A 20,720-nucleotide genomic window follows, 5' to 3' on the forward strand; every position below is an offset into this window, starting at 1 on the left:
CACGTTGAGCGACGGTCCATCACGCGACGGTGTCCGCGGGAGAGCACGTGGGTGGGGTATTCATCAACTACCGCACCGGAGACGGCGAGTTCGCGGCCACACTGATCACCAGGGTGCTGTCCTCGCGCTTCGGCGCGGAACACGTCTTCCTGGCCAGCAGGTCGATCCGTCCCGGCGAGGACTTCGCCAGGAAGATCCTGGAACGCCTCGAGCAGTCGGACGTGCTGCTGGCGATCATCGGCGCGCGCTGGCAGACCATCACCGAACGGCAGCGCAGGAGGGAGACCGAGGCGCCGGACGACTGGGTGCACCGTGAGATCGCCGAGGCGTTCCGCCACGGCCTTCGGGTCATCCCGGTGTTCCTCGACCACGCCGTCGCGCTGGCCGAGGTCGACCTCCCCGCCGACATCGCGCCGCTCGCGCGCTGCCAGTTCCTGCGGCTGAGCCACCGCAACGACACCAGGGATCTCGCCAGGCTGATGGAGGAGCTCGGCGACCTGGTGCCCGACCTCCTGCTGGACCGGGTCTTCGCCGCCTCGCCGCCACCGAACCGGGCGCTCGAACCCGTCGCGTGGCTGCGCCCCGGCTACCGCATCGTGCCCTTCGCCGGGCGCGACGGCGAGCTGGCCGTCCTGTCCCGCTGGCTCGCGGGCCCCAGACAGGTGTCCGCGCAGCTGGTCACCGGCCCGGCCGGGCTGGGCAAGACACGGCTCGCCCAGCAGCTGTGCCAGGACGTCGCGGGGCAGGGCTGGGTCACCGGGCTGGTCCACGACAACGCCACCATCGCCGACCTGACCAACCTCGGCGCGATCGACAAACCCCTGCTGGTGGTCGTCGACGACGCCGAGACCAGGTTCGAGGAGGTCCACGCCCTGGCCGCCGCGCTGAGCGCGCGGGCGGCCACCGCGCCTCCCGCGCGGCTTCTGTTGCTCGGCAGGGAAGGCGGGGACTGGCTGACCCGGCTGCGCACCCACACCAACGACCGGGTCAGCAGCCTGTTCCGCGCACTGCACGACCTCGCGCTCGGTCCTGCCGAGCTCGACCGTGGCGCCGAGTTCCACCGCGCGGCGAGCGCCTACGCCGACTTCCTCGACCTGCCCGCGACGACGCTCCGGCCGCCGGCGGACCTCGCGCACCACCGGTACGCGGCCGCGCGGACCGTCCACGCCACCGCGCTCATCGCGCTGCTCGACGCGCACCCGGGGTCCGCGCCGGCACCGGACCCGGAGCTGCACCGCACGGCACGACCGGAGTCTCCCTACCGGGGGCTGCGGCCGTTCCAGGAACGGGACGCCCGGTTCTTCCGGGGCCGCGACCCGCAGATCCGGCAGCTGGAGACACTGCTGGAGCAGCACCGGCTCGTCATGGTCACCGGGGCGTCGGGCAGCGGCAAGTCCTCGCTCGTGCGTGCCGGTCTCCTTCCGTCGCTGCGTGAGCGGGACATCTCGGTGACGGTGCTGCGGCCGACCGCCGACACCACACCGGCCGAGCTGCTGGCGAACGCCGTGACGCCCCTCGTCGGACACGAGCGGGCCCGTGGGGACCTCGCGCCGCTCGCCGACGCGATCGTCGAGGCCGTCGGGCACTGGGTGCTGTTCGTGGACCAGTTCGAGGAGCTGGTGGCGGCGAGTCCGGACTCGGCGACGGAGCTGGCCGAGCTGGTGGCGGGGCTCGTGCGCGCGGCGCAGGCCCGACCGGCCGGGACCCCGCCACTGCGTGCGGTGTTCACGGGCCTGGCCGCCGACGAGCGCTCGCACCCCCTGCCCCTGCCGAGGATGGGGCCTGCCGAGCTGCGTGCCGCCATCGTGGGGCCCGCCGACCTCGTGTCGTTCGAACCCGGCCTGGTGGACCGGATCATCGCCGACACGACCGACGCCCCCGGCCGGCTCCCGGTGGTGGAGCTGACCCTGACGCGCCTGTGGGAGTCCGCGCAGGGCGGCACTCTCACCCACCGCGCCTACGACGAGCAGGGCGGCGTGGCCGGAGCCCTGGCCGCGCACGCGGACCGGCTCTGCACGCGGCAGCTCGCGCCCGATGAGCTGGCGGTCGCCGAGCGGTTGCTGGTTCAGCTCGCCAGACCCGGTGAGCACGGCACCTTCATCGACACCCCGGTCCGGCTCGACCAGCTCGACCCGGACGCACGCGACATGGCCAGAACCCTCGCCGAGCACCACCTCGTGGTGCTCGGGATCGAACCCGGCGGGCCGGAGACCGTCGCGCTGGCACACGAGGCACTCGTCCAGCGGTGGCGGCAGCTCCGTGAGTGGCTCGTCGCGGCACAGGACTTCCGGTCATGGCAGGAACAGCTGCGCACCACGCTCGGGCAGTGGCGGCAGTCCGGCCGCGATCCCAGCACGCTGCTGCGTGGCGTCCCCCTCGCCACGGCCGAGAACTGGCTGGCCCACCACCCCCGCGGCCTCACCGGCGAGGAACGGGACTACGTCCTCGCCAGCCGCGTCCGCCAGCGCCGGGGCGTGCTCGGCTGGCGGATCGTCACCGCGGTGATCAGCGCGCTGGCCCTGACGGCGACCGCGCTCGCCGTGCTGGCCGCCAACCGCAATCAGCAGCTCGCCGAGCAGCTGCGTCACGCGGTGGCGGTCTCCCTCGGGCAGGAGGCGGAGCGCAGATCGGACACCGATCCGTTCGCGGCACTGCAGTTCGCCCAGGCCGCGTGGCGCCACGACCCGACGAGACCCGAGGCCTACGCGGCGTTGCTGCGCCAGTACCTCGGGTTCGCGGCGGTGGACGAGATCCGGTCGGGGCTCTGGTCCGGCGCCGTCACCGCCGCCGTCAGCACCGAGGACGGCCGGGTGAGCGCCATCGCCGAGGAGGACGGCAGGATCACGGTGTGGACCGGTCTGTTCGGACCCACTCCGCACAGCTGGTTCGTGGCCACCATCCCGGGGCAGCGCGGACTGCTGCTGAGCCCGGACGGCCGCTGGCTCGCGGTCGCGACCGACCACGGTGGGGTCACGCTCTGGGACGTCGACCAGGGCCTCGGCCCGCTTCCGCTGCGCCTGGACGAAACCCGCGTCTTCGAGGCGTACTCCGTGCGCAGCGCGCGGTTCTCGCCGGACGGCGGGGTGCTCGTCGTGACCCTGCTGCGCAACGCGTACGCGACGACCCCGGGTGCGCCCTACCTCGTCGAGGTGTGGGACGTGCCCCTGCGGCAGCAGATCACGAGCGGCGTCGGCGCCGCGCCCGGGGTGACGGACGTGCACGTGCGGCGGACCGAACCCGGCGGTGGCCGCGCGTGGTTCGGTGAGGACCACGCCGACGGCACGCGGCACGAGGTACTGCGTGACCTGTCGACGGGCGCCGCGCTCGGCGAGACAGCCGCGGACTTCGTCACCCCGGACGGCGTGTTCGCCGACTGCGGGCCCCAGCTCGCGGTCCTGGATCCCGCCACCGGGGCGCCGAAGCGCACCACCCGTGTGCTCGACTGCCCGTCGGACGACGGCGGGCTCACCGACCTGAGCGGCAGGTACGCGTTGTCGGGCAGCCCCTCGGCGCAGGAGTCGTTCGCCCGGCGCGGCCTCGTCGACCTTGGGACGGGCCGGTCCTACCTCGTGGACGCCCCGCCCGAGGGGCACGAGTACCCGGTGAACAACCTGACCGGCCACCGCACGGAGACGACTGTCGCGATCCCCGACGCGGGCACCGGTCCCCCGACGGTCTTCGTGCTGTCGACCGGGATGCTGCTGCGGCTGGCGCCACCCCGGTCGGTCGACGACGCCACCGTGGCGGCCCTGTCCCAGGACCTCGCCGCGACCGCGCTCAGCCCGGACGGCCGGGTGCTGGTGGCGCTGACCGGCGCGGGGCCGGACTTCGGCATCCTCGCCGTCGACGTGCGGACGGGACGGCGAGTCGAGGGCACCGCCGACAACCTGCCGACTCTGGGCGCGAACCCGAGGATCGCCTTCAGCCTCGACGGGAAGAGGCTGTTCGTGGCGGGCAACGCGGGCGAGCTGACAACTCTGCTGGCCGCCGACCTGACCGTGGTGCGCACGGTCTACGCAGGCGCGCCGACCCTTCCCGACACGCACGCCTCGATCGTCCCCCTGCCCGGCGACAAGGTGGCGGTGCTGTACGCCGGCGACGTCACGACCTGGCGGATCAGCACCGGCGAGCACGTCGGCGAGATGACCTCCCTGGCCGACGGCATCAGCGTCGAGGACGATCCCCGCGCCGAACGGCATCCGGTGGCGGTCCGCTGGCCGATCCGGCCCGCCCGGCTGCTGGTCGCCACGACCGCGGGCGTGGAGCTGTGGGACCTGGACGACCACCGGGTCGTGTGGGAGTCCCTGGGAGGTTCCGGCGTCGCCGCACCGGACATCCTCGCCGATCCGGCCAGGTCGCGGGTCGCCGTGCACTACCTCACCCCAGGGCGGCTCGAGCTGTGGGACCCCGACGGCGAAGGCACCCGGCCCCGCCTCGCGTCGTTGCCGGGCACGCACTCGATGGTGACGTTCACCCGTGACGGCAAGCTGGTCACGACCTCGGACGCCGGCCTGCTGCACGTGTGGGACTCGGAGGTCCTCGGCCGGATCGCGAGCTTCCGCGTGCCGGGCGTGCCCACCACGTGGTCGACGCACGACGACACGCTGACCACGTTGACCCGGCAGGGACCGCTGACGGTCGACCTGGAGCCCCGGCACTGGATCGAGCACCTGTGCCACCTCAACGACCGCGACTACACGCCGGGAGAACGCGCCGCCCTGCCCGGCGGGGCCGATCCGGTCCCGCCGTGCTCGGCCACCCGGTGACGGCCGGTCAGCCGGGCGCGCAGACGACGCCGAGGCAGTTCTCCGGCCCGCCGGAGCTCGTGTTCCCGCCACCGTCGGTGACGGCCCCCGGGTCCGCGTTGATGCCGTAGCGGAAGTTGTTCCTCGCGTGGTTGCGGGCCACCGTGATGTCACTGCCGGGACCGGCGCTCTCGACCCTGAGACCGTCGAACCCCGCCCCCTCGTCCCCGCCGAAGCCGTTGCCCTCGAACACGTTGTCGACGATCTCCAGCGGACCGAGCGGCTCGTCACCGGGAATGGGACTCACCAGCAGCCCGTACCCGCCGTTCCCCGCGAACCTGTTCCCCGACACCACTCCGTCACCGGAGAAGATGATAATTCCCCTCGTCTCCGAACCACTGAAGGAATTGCCGGTGACCTCGAACGAGTTCCACAGTCCGAGTGCTTCTCTGCCGATCATGGTATTTCCGGTCAGGTAGGTCTGTCTCGCACTCGCGTCGGCCAGGAGGGTGACCCGTTCGTTGTCCCGCACGGTGACCGAATCGCAGTAGGGACCCAGGTAGGCGATGCTCAGGTCGTCGCTGCCCGTGATGCTCACGGACGAGCTGAACCCGTCGAGATCGCCGCTGTAGCAGCCAAGGCCGTACAGGCGGATGGCGCCGCCCTCGATCGAGCACGAACTGCCGTACCCGCAGTTCGCCACACCTCGCCCGGTGTCCCCCGAGATGATCGACCCGGTGATGACGACCTTCGAGCCGTGGTCGAACGTGAACGGGTTGTAGGCACGCACACTGACACCGCGAAGCCGTACCTCCTCGGCGTGCTCGCCCACGACGGCCGGTGGGGTCGCGTCGGCCGTGCCTGCCGACACCGTGACGGTCTCGACGGTCACGTCCTGCACGTCGGTCATCTCGATACCGGTCGGATAGCGGCTGACCGTTCCGTTGCGCACGGTGATGTTCCTGATCGTCCGCCCGGCCCCGATCACGATCCCCTTTCGGTCGTCGCGGGGCTGGTCGGTGGAGATGGTGTGGCCGCCGAGGTCCAGTACGACGTCACCCGCGGCGATCGTGAGCGCGACGCCGGGGCAGACCAGGTCCCTGGTGACGACGGCGTCGGTGGCGATCGTGTCCCCGCAGTTCACCTCACGCGACGCGGGCACCACCGTGAACCGCTTGGACTGTGCGTCGGAGGCGGCCCCGGCACCCACCTCGAGCGTGACGGTGTAGGTCCCCGGCGTGTCGAAGACGTGCTCGAACCGCGGCTCGTGCGACGTCGTCTCCGTGCCCCGGTCGCCGGTCACCGTCCACTCCGTACGCTGCGGGGGTCTGCCGGTCAGGTCGGCGCTGAACCGCACCGGCCGGCCGACCTGCGGGGTGTCGGGTGCCACGTCGACCCGCACGATGTGCGGTGGCGCGTTCGGGTTCTCGACGACGACCCGGGTCGCCGCCGTGACGACCTCCCCGTCACGCAGCAGCGCCGAGAGGTTCACGGTGTAGGTCCCCGGCCGATCCCACCGGTGCCGCACCGTGAGGCCGGTGGCTCGGGTCCGGTCGCCGAAGGTCCAGTGAGCGCTGGTGACACCGGAGTCGCCGCCGGCGACGGCCGTGAACTCGAACTCGTCGCCGACCGCCCCGTGGTCCCTGGGACGGACCGCGATGGACACCGTGTTCTCGGACCGGGGGTCGGGACCGGCGTCCAGGGGCGGCTCGTCGTCGGGTTCGCCGACGACGTCCGTGCCGGGTGCCTTCGGGTTCAGCTCCCCACGCCGGTACTTGCTGATGGGCCGGCCCCGGCCGTCGGGGTCGATGACGCCGGCCTGGTCGCTGTCCGGGTCGTTGTAGAAGACCACCCCGTCCCGCGTCAGCAGGTCGAACCGCACGGGGCGGTCGAAGAGCCGTGGCCGCGCGACCACCCGCGAGGTCGCGAGGTCGACGACGGAGACCCCGCCGGTCGCGTAGTCGGGCACGAAGGCGCGGTCGCCGACCTCGACCGCCCGACCGAGTTCCATGGGCCCGTCGCCGAGCGCGACCGGCGGGGAGCACGAGCCGGAGTCGAGGTCACAGCTCAGGAACCGCCCGCGCGAGCCGACCGAGATCAGCAGCCGGCGTCGTTCCGGGGACCCGCTGACCGCGACGTCGTCGTCGGCCCGAACGTCGACCTTGACGGACTTCGTGACCGCTCCGGTCGCCGGGTCGAGCAGCTGGATCCTGCGGCGAGCCGGGTCCAGCAACGCGGGCCTGCCGTCGGTGACGGCGAGCCGGCTCGCACCGGGGGTGGCCGCGCGGGCTCGTGAGTGGCGGCGGCCGTCGGCGAACCAGACCAGGTCGCCGGTGCGGTTGTCCAGCATCCAGAGGCGGCCGGCGGGGTCCGTCACCACGTCCTCGGGTGACGTCTCGACGTCGAGGGGATGCGGCCGGCCCCGGGGTTCCAGGGTGGTGGGGTCGGCCGTGGCGAGCAGCCCGCGCCGGGTGTCCAGGATGAGGAAGGCGTGGGGAGTCGGGAAGACGGCGAGCCCGTCGTGGCCGGTCGCCACCGGTGACCTCTTCCGGGCGAAGGTGAGGGTCGCGCCGTCGATCCGGAAGACGAGGCCCCGCCCCGAGTCCAGCGCGTACCCGGTCCCGCCGCGCTGGGCGGTGTGGAGGGCACCACCGGACCGGCCGAGCGGAACCCCGGCGGCCACCTCCGCGGACGCCCCGTCCAGCAGGGTCAACTGCCCGATCGCGTTGGACGCCACCCAGGCCGCGCCCGCATGCAGACGCACGCCGGGCACAGGATCCCAGGGCGAGTCCCAACTCACGACGATCCCGAACACCATCGCGACCGCGACGATCCCTGCCGTCGCCCGGCGCAGCCGCGGGCCGACGCGGAACGAAAACCTCATGTCATCCCCCTGTCTCCCAGTCAGGTCACCGGCTCGGACGCGAGCAGGCCGGTGGGGAGCGATCGAGGATCGAGCCCGTCGACAGCCGCCCGATCCCACCGGACACCACCCAGGCCGCCCCGCCACGCGGACGCACACCCAACGCCCCGACGCATGACACCCCGGCGGTCACCCGCCGCGGTCCGGGGCCGGCGCGGAACCGAATCCTCATGTCATCCCCTGTCTCCCGGTCACGTCACCGGCTCGGGTGCGTGGGTGGACGCGCGCAGGCCGGCGAGGAGCGGTCGAGGATCGAGTCTGGCGATCAGCCCGCGTGGGGACAGCCGCCCCGGGTAGAGGCCGCGGCGCAGTGCCGACTCGTGCCGCCAGGCCTCCTCGACCGCGTGGTCGTCCGGCTCGACCGGTGCGTAGACCGCGGCCGTGGCGATCGATGCCAGTGGCACCAACGGTTCCGCAACCGCGCCCAGCACCCGCACCGCCCGCTCGGCCACCTCGTGGGCCGTCAGGGACGCCGGCACCGCGATGCCGCGTTCGACCAACCTGTCGACGGCTTCCAGCCACGCGCCCGTGACACGTGCCGCGTTGCCCGGTGCGAGCCGGCGGACTCGGCGCCTGCGTGTCTTCGCCGCGAGGACCGCCGCCGCACCAAGGAGAACCACGGCCGCCAGCACCCCCGCCGCGAGCACGGCGGCCCGCGTGGCGCCGTCCTGGTCGCCGTCCGGGCGGGCTCGTGTGCTCGGCCGGTCCGCCACGGGCGGCGGGGTGTCCAGCGGCGGGTTCGGTGACTGCCGCGGCGCCGCGGCGGGGCTCTCCGGCCGCTCACGCGTGTCGCCCGGCAGGTCGGTGGGTTCGAACGCGACCCAGCCGTAGCCGTCGAAGTGCACCTCCGCCCACGCGTGCGCGTCCTGGGTGGTCACCTCGTGGGTGCCTGCCGAGCTGTCGTCCAGCCGGTAGCCGACGGCGACCCGCGCCGGGAAGCCCAGAACCCTGGCGAGCACCGCGAAGGCCGACGCGTGTTGCTCCGCATAGCCTTCGCCGCTCGCGGTCAGCATCCTGACCAGCGCGGCGTAGGAGTGTCCCGGCGGCACGTCGAGCCGGTAGGGCAGGCCGCGCAGGTACTCCTCGATCGCGACCAGCTTGCCGTAGGGCCTGGTCTCGCCTGCCGTGAGCCGCTGCGCCCACGTCTCCAGCAGTGGTGGCATGTCCGAGGGCAGGGCGGTGTACCCGGGGGCGCCACTTGGTGAGGTCCGCACGAGGCCGCCGTCGCGGTCGGCGGTCTGTCCCACGACGGTGTAGGTGGTCCCGCGCGGTGTCCGCCGGGTGCCGACGAGGACGCCCGAGGAGGTGCTGAAGCCGGCGGTGTCGCCGAGGTCGAGCTGGACGGGCCAGCCGACCACGGGCAGGTACGGCCCGGCGAGGCCCTCGATCGTGACCCGTGCGGACACCGGCCGGCCCCTGGTCATCGCGGGGTCCGCGGCAAGTTGGTTGCCGGCCACCAGGAACCGGTCCCGTGACGTCCACGTCACGCCGTCGAAGGCGTCGAGGGCCGCGACCCTGATCCGGTCGACCTCGGCGCCGCCTGCGATCCCGACGGTGAACAGCGTGCGGGGTGGCTGCTCCCGCAGCTGGGCCTTGAGCCCGGCGAGCGGGGTGAGCGCTTCGGTGACGCGCACGGGCGGCGGCACCAGCGTTCGGGGATCGAAGCGTTGCTCACCGGAGGCCAGCGGCAGCACCACACCGCCCAGCACCCCGAGCACCGCCACCACGACGACGACCGGGCCGCCGAAGGCGAGGCGGCCTGCCGCGACAGGACTCGAGTCCCCGGCTCGCAGCAACACCAGCGAGAACACGGCGACCAGGAACACCGCGGTGGCGAGGACCTGGATGCCCGGCTGGCGGCCGACCAGCACCAGCGCGGCGGCGAACGCCACGACCGCGGGCACCACCGGAGCGAACACCGCACGGGTGCGCAGGGCGAGCACGGTGGCCGCGAACGCCGCGGTCCAGGTGATCAGCACCGGCGTGACCAGCAGCTCACCGGTCGGCTCGGCGGGTGGCGCGACGGCGAGCATGCGTACCCAGCCACCGACCACACCCTGCCGCAGCGCCTCGGCCGTCGCCCGGGTGGGCAGGCCGTACTCGACGGTGTCGCGGAAGACGCCGTAGACGGCCAGGAGGACGAACCCGCCCACCGCCGCCGCCGACGTTCGGTACGGTCCCCACCGCCGCGGCCCGGCGACCGAGGCGATCGCGGCGCCCGTCACCGCCGCGGCGCACACCGAGGGCAGATATCCCGCGCCGCCGAAGAAACGGCCGTACAGCAGGGCGGTCGCGATCGTCGCCACCACGCACAGGACGACCTCGGTGAGCCGGACCGGCGTCACCGCTCTCGGTCGCTTCCCGCTCACCGTGGGAACAACTGGTTCCATCTGACCGCGAACTCCGTGCTGGTGCGGGCATCGACGGTGAGAACGCCGGACAAGACCGAGGACCCGGTCGTCGCGCCGAGGCGGACGACGCTGACGGTGGGAAAGTCCGCCCGCATCGCCGCGAGCGGTTCCAGGTGCCTCGGCTCGGCCCTGCCGGTGACGACGGTGAGCGCGGCGCCCTCCCCCGCCGCGACCACGTCGCGCACGAGGTCGGCGAGGGCGGGCAGGCCGGGGTCGCCGGGGGTACGCACCGCGCCGGACAGGAGGTCCAGTGCCGGGGAAACCCGGCTGTCCCACGGTGATCCCGTCTCGTCCGGCACGTCCCCGGTGGTGCGGCAGGCGACCGGGTGGCCTGCGTGGCCTGCCGCGACGCACATCGACGCGGCCACCTGGACGGCCTCCTCGAAGGTGTCGTCGTCGTAGGGCGCCACACTGGTGTCGAGGACGACGAGGTGGCGTGGCTCGTCGGGGACGACGTTGTTCCGGACCATGAGGGTGCCGGTCCGCGCGGTGGACTTCCAGTGGATGCGCCTGCAGTCGTCACCCGGCAGGTAGTCGCGCAGGCTGTGGAAGGCGACGCCGCCCTGGGGCGAGCTGACCGACGTGGGCCCCTCCAGGTCACGCGGTCCGCCGAGCGGCATCGACGCGATCGGGTGCACCGCGGGATGCACGTACAGCACCGACTCGCCACCCTGGCGACGCTCGACGGTGAACAACCGCAACGGATCGGCGTGACCGACCGCGGGCGGGGGGATCACGTACCGGCCGCGACGGTCCGCGGGCAGCGGGTACACGGTCCCGAACCCGGCACCGGCGGCGAGGCTGGGCAGGGGCACGGCGAGGCGGCGCCCGGCGACGGCTTCGACCACCAGCGAGGGAGGACTGCGCCGTCGCCCGGTGTTCGTCACGGTCAGGACGCCGTAGGCGGAGGTCCCGGCCGCCACCCGGTTCGGGCTGATCTCCCGCGTCGCGGCCAGACTCGGCCGGGCGAGCAGCCACACCACCCCGACCAGCAGGGCCGCGACACAGGCGAGGCCGAGCATGACCAGTTCGGGGTAGTCGGCCCACATCCCGGCGGGCAGCAGCACCGCGGCCGCCCCGACGACCCCGGCACCGGCGCGCGTGATCACGGCCCCTCCGCCGCACGCGGCACCGGGACGCCCGCGAGGATCTCCGTCACGATCGCCTCCGGTGCGCGCCGCTGGAACCTGGCGTCGGAGGTCAGCAGCAGCCGGTGGCTCAACACGGGCACGGCGACGGCCTTCACGTCGTCGGCGGTGACGAACTCCCGCCCCATCGAGGCGGCGTAGGCCTGCGCGGCGGTGGCCAGCGCGATGCTGCCCCGGGGGCTGACGCCGAGGCGCACGTCGGGGTGCCTGCGGGTGGCCCTGGTGATGGTGGCGACATAGGCCTGCAGTTTCGGTGAGACGTGGAGGTTGCGCAGGTCGCTGATCGTCTTGCGCAGCTCGGCCAGCTCGATCACCGGCTTCAGCTCCTCGGGCCTGCGCCTGGCGAGCCCGTCCGCGACGATCGACACCTCGTCGGCGAGCTCCTCCGGGTAGCCGATCGTGATCCGCATCAGGAACCGGTCGAGCTGGGCCTCCGGCAGCGCGTAGGTGCCCTGGTGCTCGACGGGGTTCTGGGTCGCGATGCACAGGAACGGGTGCGGCACGGGGTGGGCGACGCCGTCCACCGTCACCTGGTGTTCGGCCATCACCTCCAGCAGGGCGGACTGCGTCTTCGGCGACGCGCGGTTGATCTCGTCGCCGAGCAGGATGTTGGCGAACACGGGGCCCTGCCGGAACTCGAAGCGCCCGCTGGCCTGGTCGTAGACCTGCACACCCGTCACGTCGCTGGGCAGGAGGTCGGGCGTGAACTGGATCCGCCGCACCTGCGCACCCGCGACGGACCGCGCGATCGCCTTGGCCAGCGAGGTTTTCGCGACGCCGGGCACGTCCTCGATCAGGAGGTGGCCCTCGGCGAGCAGGCAGACCAGGGCGAGCCGGACCACCTCCGGCTTGCCTCGGATGAAGTCATCGATATTCCCGGACAGCTCGCGAAAACGCCGGTGGGATGTCGCTGCTCCTGGCACGTGCTTCGCTCCAGACCCTCGCTGCGGCAAGGTGTGCGTCAGGCTCACGCAGGGACCTCCGATCCTAGGGGCAGGGCCACGCGACATATCACCAGCCTGGCGAAAAACTCACCGAAATCCAGTCGTCGCCCGCCGCCGGGTCCCGAGGCCCGGGGAGACGGTCGGGAGCCGGAAACCAGGTCGAGGCTCCGGACCCGCGTTCTCCGGCGCCACCCTCACCCTGTTGGTCCACGTTGGACAGTTCCTGGACAACCCGCACCGTCCCCTTCCGACCGAGGCTCCGGCCTGATTACGGTGCGGGCATCGCCGGAAATCAGGGGGAGGGCGTGGGTAAATCCGACCAGCCGAGGGACAGTCAGGGCAGATGGGCATCCCGCGGTTCGGGGGTGGTGGTCGCGGGCGCGGCGTTCGCGTTGGCGGCGAACGGCCTCGGCGTCGGTGGGACCGCAGGCACCGCGAGTGAGGTCGGCGGGGTGTCGGCGAGCCGAGTCACGCAGAGCAAGCAGGCCGCGCGGAAGGGCCGTACCGACGACGCGTGGCGACAGCTCAACCTGCGCACCGTGCGGAAGATCGCCGAGCCCGCGTTGAGCTGCGCCGTCAACTCCTACGGCCAGGTGCGGGACTTCTTCCTCCGCAACCCGTGCCGGTCGTTGGACCGCACCCTGTTCACGCTGGCGGATCCGGGCGGCAACACGTTCGTGGTCTCGGTGTCGTGGGTTCGGATGCGGCAGCGGAGCGACGTAGGCCGTCTCAAGGACCTCATCGACGTCGACGGCACCGGCAGCGTGACCCAGCTCGGCGCCGAGCTGCTGCGCGAGCAGGGGGTGCGGTTCACCGGCACGCCCTTCCGGTCCCGGCCGCGGCGGGACCAGCTCGTGGTGGCGGAAGGGGCCGTCGTCTCGGGTCGGCCGGACCCGGAGCTGTTCAGGACGGCGGTGGAGGTCGCGGCGGAGTTGCCCGGTTGATGTGTGAAATGGTGCCTCCACCGTCGAAGGGGTGGTTTGTCGCCAACAAAGCACGTAGCTTTCTGTGTGTGTCCATCTCCGGAGAGTCCCCGCTGGTCGGTCGTCGCGTCGTGTTGGGCGTCGGGGCCGGTGTGGCCGCCGGGCTGGCGCTGCCCGGTGTCGCGGCCGCCGACAGGGGCCGTGTTGGCTTCGCCCTCGACGCGGTGACGCTCGACGGTGGTGAGCAGGTCGTCTCGGTCACCCTCGACACGTCCCGGTTCGGGCCGATCGACCCGGCGAGCCTGACGACCGGCACGTTCGGCGTGCACGCCACCGCCACCAGCCCGATCGACACCGGCGGCCAGGCCGTCGGGTACGACCTCGACCGGCCCGTGACCGCCGCCCGGCTCGACCGGCACGGCAGGATCGTGCTGTCGCTGCTGTCGGGTGAGGGCAGGCCCGGTGCGGGCACGCTCGGCTACCTCGGCAGCAGGGGCCGCAACGTCCAGCTCGACCTCGTCTACACGATCACGCAGAACGCCCCGGTCCTCCTGCGCCGCGGCAGGCCGGTCACCTTCGCGGGCTTCGAGCAGGGCAGGCTGGTCAACCCCGAGGTCGACGCCTTCGGGTACCACGTCTCCGGGTCCGGCATGAAGTACCGGCTGTACTCCCCCGCCCGGCACGGCAGGCGTCCGCTGGTCGTCTGGCTGCACGGCGGCGGCGAGGGCGCGTCCCTGCCCGACGGCTACTACGACAACGAGACCACGCTGCGCGCCAACCGAGGCGCGCTCGGCTTCGCCACCCCGCGGGCACAGCGGGTCTTCGGCGGCGCCCACGTGGTCGCACCGCAGAGCACCTCCGCCTGGATGCAGGACGGCCCCGGTTTCGCCCCGCTGATCCACGAGATCATCCGCGAGGTCGTGCGGCGGCGGTCCGTGGACACCGGCCGGGTGTACGTGGTGGGCTGCAGCAACGGCGGCTACATGAGCCTGAAGATGACCACGGTCTATCCGACGGCGTTCGCCGCGTCGGTGCCGATCTGCGGAGTCGTCGAAGGCAACCCGCCGCGGGTTCCCGACGCCGAGCTGGCGGCCATCAGCACCCCGACCTGGCTGGTCGCCTCGCGCGACGACACCACCGTGAACCCGCAGGCCAACACCGTCCACGCGCACGACCTCGTCCCCGGCGCGCAGCTGTCGCTGTACGACCACGTCGTGTGGGACGGCTACCAGTTCCCCGGCCACTGGTCGTGGATCTACGTGGCACGCAACGACCCGAGCGTCGGGGGGACCCACATCTGGCAGTGGATGGCACACCAGCGACGCTGACGGCCGGATAGTGTTCGCCGCATGGCTGAGGTGGCGCTGCGTGACGGACTCGACCCGAAGCACCCCGAACGAGTGGTCCTCGCGGTGGCGATCGACCCGGAGGGTTCGGCGGGCGAGCGAGCCGTGGCCGTCATGGGCGACTACTGCTTCCCGGACGAGGAGCAGGGCCTCGGCCACATCCTGGCGACGGACGGGTTCACGGAGTGTCACCTCGACGACGGCGTGGTGACCGTCGACATCATGCTCTACCCGTCACCCGCACGCGCCGACCCGCGAATCGACGAGGCCGACTTCCCGGACCGCTCGACCCGCGAACCACTGGCGATCAGGGTCCTCCGCGTGACCGGCACGACCACCCGGCACGAGCTACCCGAAGAGACCCTCGTGTACCTGACCCCCCTCACCAACCTGACCGAGGACGACGAGCCACTGGTGTTCGCACCCGCGCCCGAGCACTGACCTCAGTCAGTACACCCGGAATTCTCCACCAGTGGACAAATACGTGACAATTCCGCGGGCTTCTCCCTGTCCGCCAGAACGATCATTTCAGTTTCGCCCACGCTGTGGGTACTGTCGGATTCCGTTGCCGTAGCGACTTCGGCAGCTATCGGACCACGGCGGCATGGAAACGAGACCACCGGGGAGAATCGCATGCGGGTTGTGGCGATCATGAACTACAAGGGCGGAGTTGGCAAAACCACCCTCACCGCGAATCTCGGTGCGGTCGCCGCCCGCCGCGGCCTGCGCGTGTTACTCCTCGACCTGGACCCGCAGACAAATCTGACCTTCTCCTTCTTCTCGATCGACGACTGGCATGATCGCCTGAAGGACGAGCGCACGATCAGGCGGTGGTACGACGCCGACATGCCCGGGCGTGACGTCTCGCTCGCCGATCTCGTGGTCACGCCGGAGCGCGTCAACCAGGCACTCGGCAAATCCACGGGACAACTCGACCTGATCCCCTCACACCTGGGTCTCATCGACATAGACCTCGAGCTCGCCGCCCGGCTCGGCGGTACCACCACGCTCGACGGGTCGAAGCGGAGGTTCCTCGACCTGCACGGTTGTCTGCGAAGCGCGCTGCAGGACAGCCGCTTCAGCGACTACGACCTGGTGCTCATCGACTGTGCGCCCAACTTCGGCCTCGTCACCAAGACGGCGATCGTGGCCAGCGAGCACATCCTCGTGCCCGCGAAGGCGGACTACCTGTCCACGTTGGGACTGGACTACCTGGTGGGCAACTGCGCGGGACTCGTGGAGCAGTTCAACGACTACGTCAACCACAAGCGTGGTTCCGGCGATCACGGTCCGATAGACCCAGCTTTTCTCGGGGTGGTCTTCACCATGGTGCAGATCTATTCACAACAGCCGGTCCTCGCCCAACACGCCTATATCGAGGAAGTCAACCTGAACTCACGCGTTCCCGTGTTGAAGAGCACAGTACGCAACAGTACCAACCACTTCGGCAACGCCGGCGAGAGTGGGATACCAGGAATTCTGCGTGCGTCCACCAAGACCAACGACGATGTGGTCAAGGAGTTCGACCAGCTTGCCGACGAGGTTCTCGGCGCCCTGGAGTTGTCGGGTGATCACCGATGAACGGTCTGAAGAGTTTCGTCACCCTGCAAGCACGGTTGTACGAGTTCCTGGAACAACAGGACGAAACCACGCTGCAGCAGCTTGCCAGCGGAACGGCACAGCTGGTCGTCGTTGGACGCGATGTTCCCCGCCCGGCGCCGGCCACGCACACCACGACGCCTTCCGATGATCCGTACCAGGCGGCACAGGACCTGCCGAGGCTGGCATCGGCGCACGACCGGCGGGTCTATCTGACTGCGAGCGGGATGACAACGGAAAAGCTGAAAAGAGTGGCGAAGCTGCTCGGGTTGACGGGCTACAGCAACAAACGCAAGGCCGAACTCACAGACCTGCTGGCCGGTCGGAGCTCGGACCAGGCCGAGAAGCCCGCAGGTGAGCCGAGCAGATCGGCACCCCCTGTCCCCGAGGCCGTCGACGACAGCACGCAGGCTGAGGAGCAGTCCTCCGCGACAGCTGCGCGTCCCATGCCCGACACCGCGCGGCCACATGTCGACGCGGCGGCCATCGCCTCACGTCTGCGGGAGATCGAGACCGAGGAGGAAGGCGCCGCGTACCTCCGCACGCAGGCCCTGGACCGGCAGGGACTGCTGGCTGTGGCCGCTGAGCTGCGGCTCACGCGGGTGGATCGCCTGAAGGCGGCCGAACTCGAGAAGCGAATGCTCAAGCAGGCGATCGGTGCTCGCCGCAAGTTCGCCGGGTTGCGAAAGTGGTGAATGCGGTGGAGAACGACGACGAGGCCGGCCGCTCGATGCACCTGATCGGCGGTCGACGTGTCTCGGTGTCCGACCTGGTCGACGCCGGTCTCGTACCGGCCGGGGCGAAGCTCAGGTTCACGCGCAAGCGGATCGGCAGGACCTACGAAGCGTCGGTGACCGACAGGGGGCGGATCCGGCTCGAGCCCGGCGGCGAGGAGTTCCGCACGCCATCGCGGGCGGCCGCGGTGGCAGCCGGCATGCGGGCGGTCGACGGTTGGCTGGCCTGGGTGGTGGTCGATCAGGACCGGCTGTTGGACGCCGCGCGCCAGGAGCTGCTCGACCAGGAAATCGCGAAGGTGACGGCCGCGGTCGACCGCCAGGCGAAGGACGCGACCCAGCAGCGCGTCCACGAGCGCCTCAGGCAGGCACGCAGACGGGCCGACCAGCAGGACCCCGAGCGCATCACTGTCCGCGACCTGTTGGCGTTCTGGGGTGCGACGGATCGTGGCGACCAGGTCAGCCTGATCGAGGCGGATCTGGCCAACCACGGACTGGTGACCTCGCCGAGCTTCCGCGCGGTGACACTCGACACGACGGTCTCACTCACCACGCCACCCGACGAGACGGACGAGACCACCACGGTGGAGTCGGCCGTGCAGGCCGACCCGGCCGCAGAGGACGACGAGGGTGGAGGCGACCTGGACGTCGGTCTGAAGGTGGGCAACCTGTCTCCACTCCGTGGTGTGATGTCTGTCGATCCCAACAGCAGCATCGGCGAGGCGATCACCAAGATGCTCATCGACGACTACTCGCAGCTCGCGGTTCTCAGCGGCCCTCGCAACCTGCGCGGCGCGGTGACGTGGCGTTCGATCGCCCAGGCGGTGCAACTGAGTCCCGACGCGAGCGTCGCCGAGGCCATCGAACCCCATGTGGATGTGGTTCCGTACGAACGCGACCTCTTCGAGGTTCTCCCCGCGTTGCAACAGCGCGGGTTCGTGTTCGTACAGAACGAGAGCAAGGAGATCGCGGGCATAGTCACGATGGCGGACGTGGCACAGCACTACGGCGACATGGCCACACCCTTCCTCCAGCTTGGCGAGCTGGATCAGACGCTTCGGTGGATTCTGGGCCGCACCTTCGACATCAAGGCCGTCCAGCAGCTCTGCAACAAGACGACGATCACGAGCTTCGACGATCTCGCTTTCGGTGACTACCAACGTGTCCTGGAGAACAAGGACGCCTGGGACACGCTGGGCTGGCCGGTGGACCGGGCCACCTTCATCTCACGGCTCGAGGCGATCCGGCTCATCCGCAACAAGGTCATGCACTTCCATCCCGATCCGGTGCCCGAGGACGCGGTGGACCAGCTACGGAGGTTCAACGCTCTGTTGCACAAGTATCGTAACCCAGCGTAGTCGCGCATATGTCCTCTGGAAATTTCCTCGGTCGGTGTCGGATGGGGGCGGATGCGTTCGTCGCCATGGTGAGAGGCCGGTAACGGACCGGTCCCCACTCACCGGAGGCTCACGATGTCCGTCACCAGGACCGCCGCGGAGACCGTCAGCGCTACCCTGGCCCTCGCCGCTCCCGTGACCAGGGTGTTCGCCGTGCTGGCGGATCCGACGACCCATGCCGCGATCGATGGGACGGGCTGGGTTCAGGAGGCCGTGGACCGGGCGCCGTTGGCCGGGATCGGACAGACCTTCCGCATGGACATGCATCACGGCGACCACCCGGACGGTGACTACCAGGTGGTCAACAAGGTCGTGGTGCTCGAACCGCCATGTGCGATCGGGTGGCTGACGGGGTACCGGAAGGACGACGGTGACCTGGAGTTCGGCGGCTGGGTCTGGCGTTACGACCTGGCCCCGGCCGACCAGTCCGGCACCGAGGTCACGCTCAGTTACGACTGGTCGGCCGTGCCGCGGTTCGTCCGCGAGCGTGGCATCCAGTTTCCGCCGTTCGGGCCCAAGCACCTCGTCAACTCGCTGCACCACCTCGCCGGGCTCGTGGTCGGCGGGCAGGCCTCCGCGTGAACGCCGCGTTCGGCACACCCTCGCCCCGAGGAGAAACACCATGACCGCCACCTACACCTTCGACGTCTTCACCACCCTCGACGGCTTCGGCGCCCACCGCGGTGACTGGGGCGGATCGTCGCCCGGCTCAAGGAGGAGTCCTCGGTGCCGTTGCGCTCGCACGGGAGTCTGTCGCTGAACCGGACACTGATGGCCGCAGGCCTGGTCGACCACGTCCAGGTGACGCTCTTCCCGGTGATCACCGGTCGCACCGGGACCGACCCGGTCTTCGAGGGCGGAGGCGACTTCGACCTCGAGCTGGTCGAGAGCCGGACGTTCGACGGGCACACCCAGGAACTCCTCTACCGGCCCACGCCGCACGGCTGAGGCCCGTTCGACAGTTCGGTCACTGAACTCATCATGCTACACTCGATCTGGTTCAGTGACTGAACTACCAAGGAGGGTTCACCCATGTACCAGTTCCTCGTCTCGTTCACCGTCCAGTCCGGACACCGCGACCACTTCGTCCGCGCCGCAAGGAAAACGGCCCGCGACTCGCCGGCGAACGAGCCCGGCGCCCAGCGGTTCGAGGTCATCGCGGACGAGGAGAACCCGGATCTCTTCTACCTCAACGAGGTCTACACCGACCTCGACGCGTTCAACGCGCACGCCGCGGGCCCCCACTTCGGTGCGTTCTTCGCGGAAGCGAGCACCTACACCGAAGGGCCGACGTGGCTCATGAAGGGAACCGTCGTCGGCGACCGGACCACCACGGCATAACCCCTATCCACGGGAATTCCCCTTGTTTCGTTGAAGTTCCACGCCTCCCCGGCTAGTCTGACAAATGTATGGGAGCGCTCCCATATTGATCACCAAATCAGCTCAGTCGGCGAAATGGAGGCCTCATCCATGCGTATCCGCATAACCTCCGGAAACGTCGCCAGACCGCGCGCCGTCATGGCAGTGGTCATCGGCGCGCTGGCCTGCCTGTTCATCTGGGCGCCGACGGCCTCGGCCCACGGCACTATCGTCGATCCCGCCTCGCGCGCCTACCAGTGTTGGCGCACGTGGGGAAGCGACCACATGAACCCGGCCATGCAGCAACAGGATCCCATGTGCTGGCAGGCCTTCCAGGCCAACGCCGACACGATGTGGAACTGGATGAGCGCGCTGCGGGACGGTCTCGGCGGGAACTTCCAGGCACGCACGCCGGACGGGCAACTGTGCAGCAACGCCCTGACGCGCAACGACTCCCTGAACAACCCCGGGCAGTGGAAGACCACCAACCTCGGCGCCAACTTCACGATGCACCTGTACGACCAGGCGAGCCATGGCGCCGACTACTTCCGGGTCTACGTCAGCAAGAACGGGTACGACCCGACCACCCAGCGCCTCGGTTGGGGAAACCTCGACTTCATCACGCAGACCGGCAGGTACGCGCCTGCCAACGACATCACGTTCAACGTCCAGACCTCTGGCTACAGAGGACGCCATGTCATCTTCACGATCTGGCAGGCATCACACCAGGACCAGACGTACATGTGGTGCAGTGACGTGAACTTCGGCTAGTGCCGCGTCCAGGTGGGGAGGGTCGTTTATCCGTGGATCCAGGTGGTCGCTGGCAAGGCGCCGGGAAGCCGCTCGTACCGGGTTGTACTCGGGCTTTCCGGCAACGCCGCCAGCGGCCGCCTGGGCCGCGGAGAAACGTGCCCTCCTCGCCTGGACGCGGCACTAGTCCGGCGAACACCCCGGCACGGCGGCGACGCCGTGCCGGGGTGTTTCACGAACCGAGGCGGCTTCGCAGGCTCAGCGGACGCATGTCGGTCCACACCTCGTCGATGTGGGCCAGGCACTCGGTCTTCGTCCCGCTGGTGCCCTCGGCGTACCAGCCGGCCGGTACCTCCCGGTCGGCAGGCCAGACCGAGTACTGCTCCTCGTCGTTCAGGACCACCAGATAGGTGCGTGTGTCGTCCTGGTCCTCGCTCATGT

General features: G+C 70.6%; 16 protein-coding genes. 11 read left to right on the top strand and 5 right to left on the bottom strand.

What is annotated here, in order from left to right; genetic code table 11:
- Positions 1 to 47 precede the first annotated feature (47 nt).
- Positions 48 to 4,766: an nSTAND1 domain-containing NTPase gene (locus CLV71_RS34355; protein ID WP_166664382.1), complete on the top strand. Its 4,719-nt coding sequence runs from the start codon at positions 48 to 50 to the stop codon at positions 4,764 to 4,766.
- A 7-nt stretch (positions 4,767 to 4,773) separates the two neighbouring features.
- Here CLV71_RS34355 and CLV71_RS34360 read toward each other — a convergent pair whose 3' ends face one another.
- The 4 genes from CLV71_RS34360 to CLV71_RS34375 all read right to left on the bottom strand — a co-directional run bounded on the left by CLV71_RS34360 (position 4,774) and on the right by CLV71_RS34375 (position 12,150).
- Positions 4,774 to 7,629, bottom strand: coding sequence for a PKD domain-containing protein (locus CLV71_RS34360; protein WP_133907066.1), 2,856 nt, complete (start codon positions 7,627 to 7,629; stop codon positions 4,774 to 4,776).
- A 230-nt stretch (positions 7,630 to 7,859) separates the two neighbouring features.
- Positions 7,860 to 10,037 (bottom strand): transglutaminase TgpA family protein, encoded by a 2,178-nt coding sequence (locus tag CLV71_RS34365; protein WP_166664383.1) that lies wholly within the window; start codon positions 10,035 to 10,037, stop codon positions 7,860 to 7,862.
- Positions 10,034 to 11,188 carry a DUF58 domain-containing protein gene (locus CLV71_RS34370; protein WP_208297890.1) on the bottom strand — a complete coding sequence of 385 codons (1,155 nt, stop codon included), beginning with the start codon at positions 11,186 to 11,188 and terminating at the stop codon, positions 10,034 to 10,036. The genes CLV71_RS34365 and CLV71_RS34370 overlap by 4 nt, the downstream gene beginning before the upstream one ends.
- The gene (locus tag CLV71_RS34375; RefSeq protein WP_243866974.1) at positions 11,185 to 12,150 is read right to left on the bottom strand and encodes an AAA family ATPase; all 966 of its coding nucleotides are present in this window, start codon (positions 12,148 to 12,150) and stop codon (positions 11,185 to 11,187) included. Before CLV71_RS34375 ends, CLV71_RS34370 begins: the two co-directional genes overlap by 4 nt.
- Positions 12,151 to 12,476: 326 nt before the next feature.
- Between CLV71_RS34375 and CLV71_RS34380 the strand changes: the two genes are divergently transcribed.
- The 10 genes from CLV71_RS34380 to CLV71_RS34425 all read left to right on the top strand — a co-directional run bounded on the left by CLV71_RS34380 (position 12,477) and on the right by CLV71_RS34425 (position 20,300).
- Positions 12,477 to 13,115: a hypothetical protein gene (locus CLV71_RS34380; RefSeq protein WP_133907069.1), complete on the top strand. Its 639-nt coding sequence runs from the start codon at positions 12,477 to 12,479 to the stop codon at positions 13,113 to 13,115.
- Positions 13,116 to 13,183: 68 nt separating this feature from the next.
- Entirely contained in the window at positions 13,184 to 14,422 is a 1,239-nt protein-coding gene (locus tag CLV71_RS34385) for a prolyl oligopeptidase family serine peptidase (RefSeq protein ID WP_243866976.1), read from the top strand.
- A gap of 21 nt (positions 14,423 to 14,443) precedes the next feature.
- Positions 14,444 to 14,881, top strand: a complete 438-nt coding sequence (locus CLV71_RS34390; protein ID WP_133907071.1) for a hypothetical protein — start codon at positions 14,444 to 14,446, stop codon at positions 14,879 to 14,881.
- A gap of 192 nt (positions 14,882 to 15,073) precedes the next feature.
- On the top strand, positions 15,074 to 16,021 hold the full coding sequence (locus CLV71_RS34395) for a ParA family protein (RefSeq protein ID WP_133907072.1): 948 nt from the start codon (positions 15,074 to 15,076) through the stop codon (positions 16,019 to 16,021).
- On the top strand, positions 16,018 to 16,734 hold the full coding sequence (locus CLV71_RS34400) for a hypothetical protein (protein WP_133907073.1): 717 nt from the start codon (positions 16,018 to 16,020) through the stop codon (positions 16,732 to 16,734). Before CLV71_RS34395 ends, CLV71_RS34400 begins: the two co-directional genes overlap by 4 nt.
- A gap of 5 nt (positions 16,735 to 16,739) precedes the next feature.
- Positions 16,740 to 18,131 carry a restriction system modified-DNA reader domain-containing protein gene (locus CLV71_RS34405; RefSeq protein ID WP_243866978.1) on the top strand — a complete coding sequence of 464 codons (1,392 nt, stop codon included), beginning with the start codon at positions 16,740 to 16,742 and terminating at the stop codon, positions 18,129 to 18,131.
- A 114-nt stretch (positions 18,132 to 18,245) separates the two neighbouring features.
- Positions 18,246 to 18,752 (top strand): SRPBCC family protein, encoded by a 507-nt coding sequence (locus CLV71_RS34410; protein WP_133907074.1) that lies wholly within the window; start codon positions 18,246 to 18,248, stop codon positions 18,750 to 18,752.
- A 144-nt stretch (positions 18,753 to 18,896) separates the two neighbouring features.
- Positions 18,897 to 19,118, top strand: coding sequence for a dihydrofolate reductase family protein (locus CLV71_RS34415; protein ID WP_424923931.1), 222 nt, complete (start codon positions 18,897 to 18,899; stop codon positions 19,116 to 19,118).
- Positions 19,119 to 19,202: 84 nt separating this feature from the next.
- On the top strand, positions 19,203 to 19,511 hold the full coding sequence (locus CLV71_RS34420; RefSeq protein ID WP_133907075.1) for a putative quinol monooxygenase: 309 nt from the start codon (positions 19,203 to 19,205) through the stop codon (positions 19,509 to 19,511).
- A 129-nt stretch (positions 19,512 to 19,640) separates the two neighbouring features.
- The gene (locus CLV71_RS34425; RefSeq protein WP_133907076.1) at positions 19,641 to 20,300 is read left to right on the top strand and encodes a lytic polysaccharide monooxygenase auxiliary activity family 9 protein; all 660 of its coding nucleotides are present in this window, start codon (positions 19,641 to 19,643) and stop codon (positions 20,298 to 20,300) included.
- Between the two features lie 211 nt (positions 20,301 to 20,511).
- Here CLV71_RS34425 and CLV71_RS34430 read toward each other — a convergent pair whose 3' ends face one another.
- Positions 20,512 to 20,718 carry an MbtH family protein gene (locus CLV71_RS34430; protein WP_133907077.1) on the bottom strand — a complete coding sequence of 69 codons (207 nt, stop codon included), beginning with the start codon at positions 20,716 to 20,718 and terminating at the stop codon, positions 20,512 to 20,514.
- Positions 20,719 to 20,720 lie beyond the last annotated feature (2 nt).

Origin of the sequence: Actinophytocola oryzae, from assembly GCF_004364325.1 — a bacterium.
In the GTDB taxonomy this organism is placed as follows: domain Bacteria; phylum Actinomycetota; class Actinomycetes; order Mycobacteriales; family Pseudonocardiaceae; genus Actinophytocola; species Actinophytocola oryzae.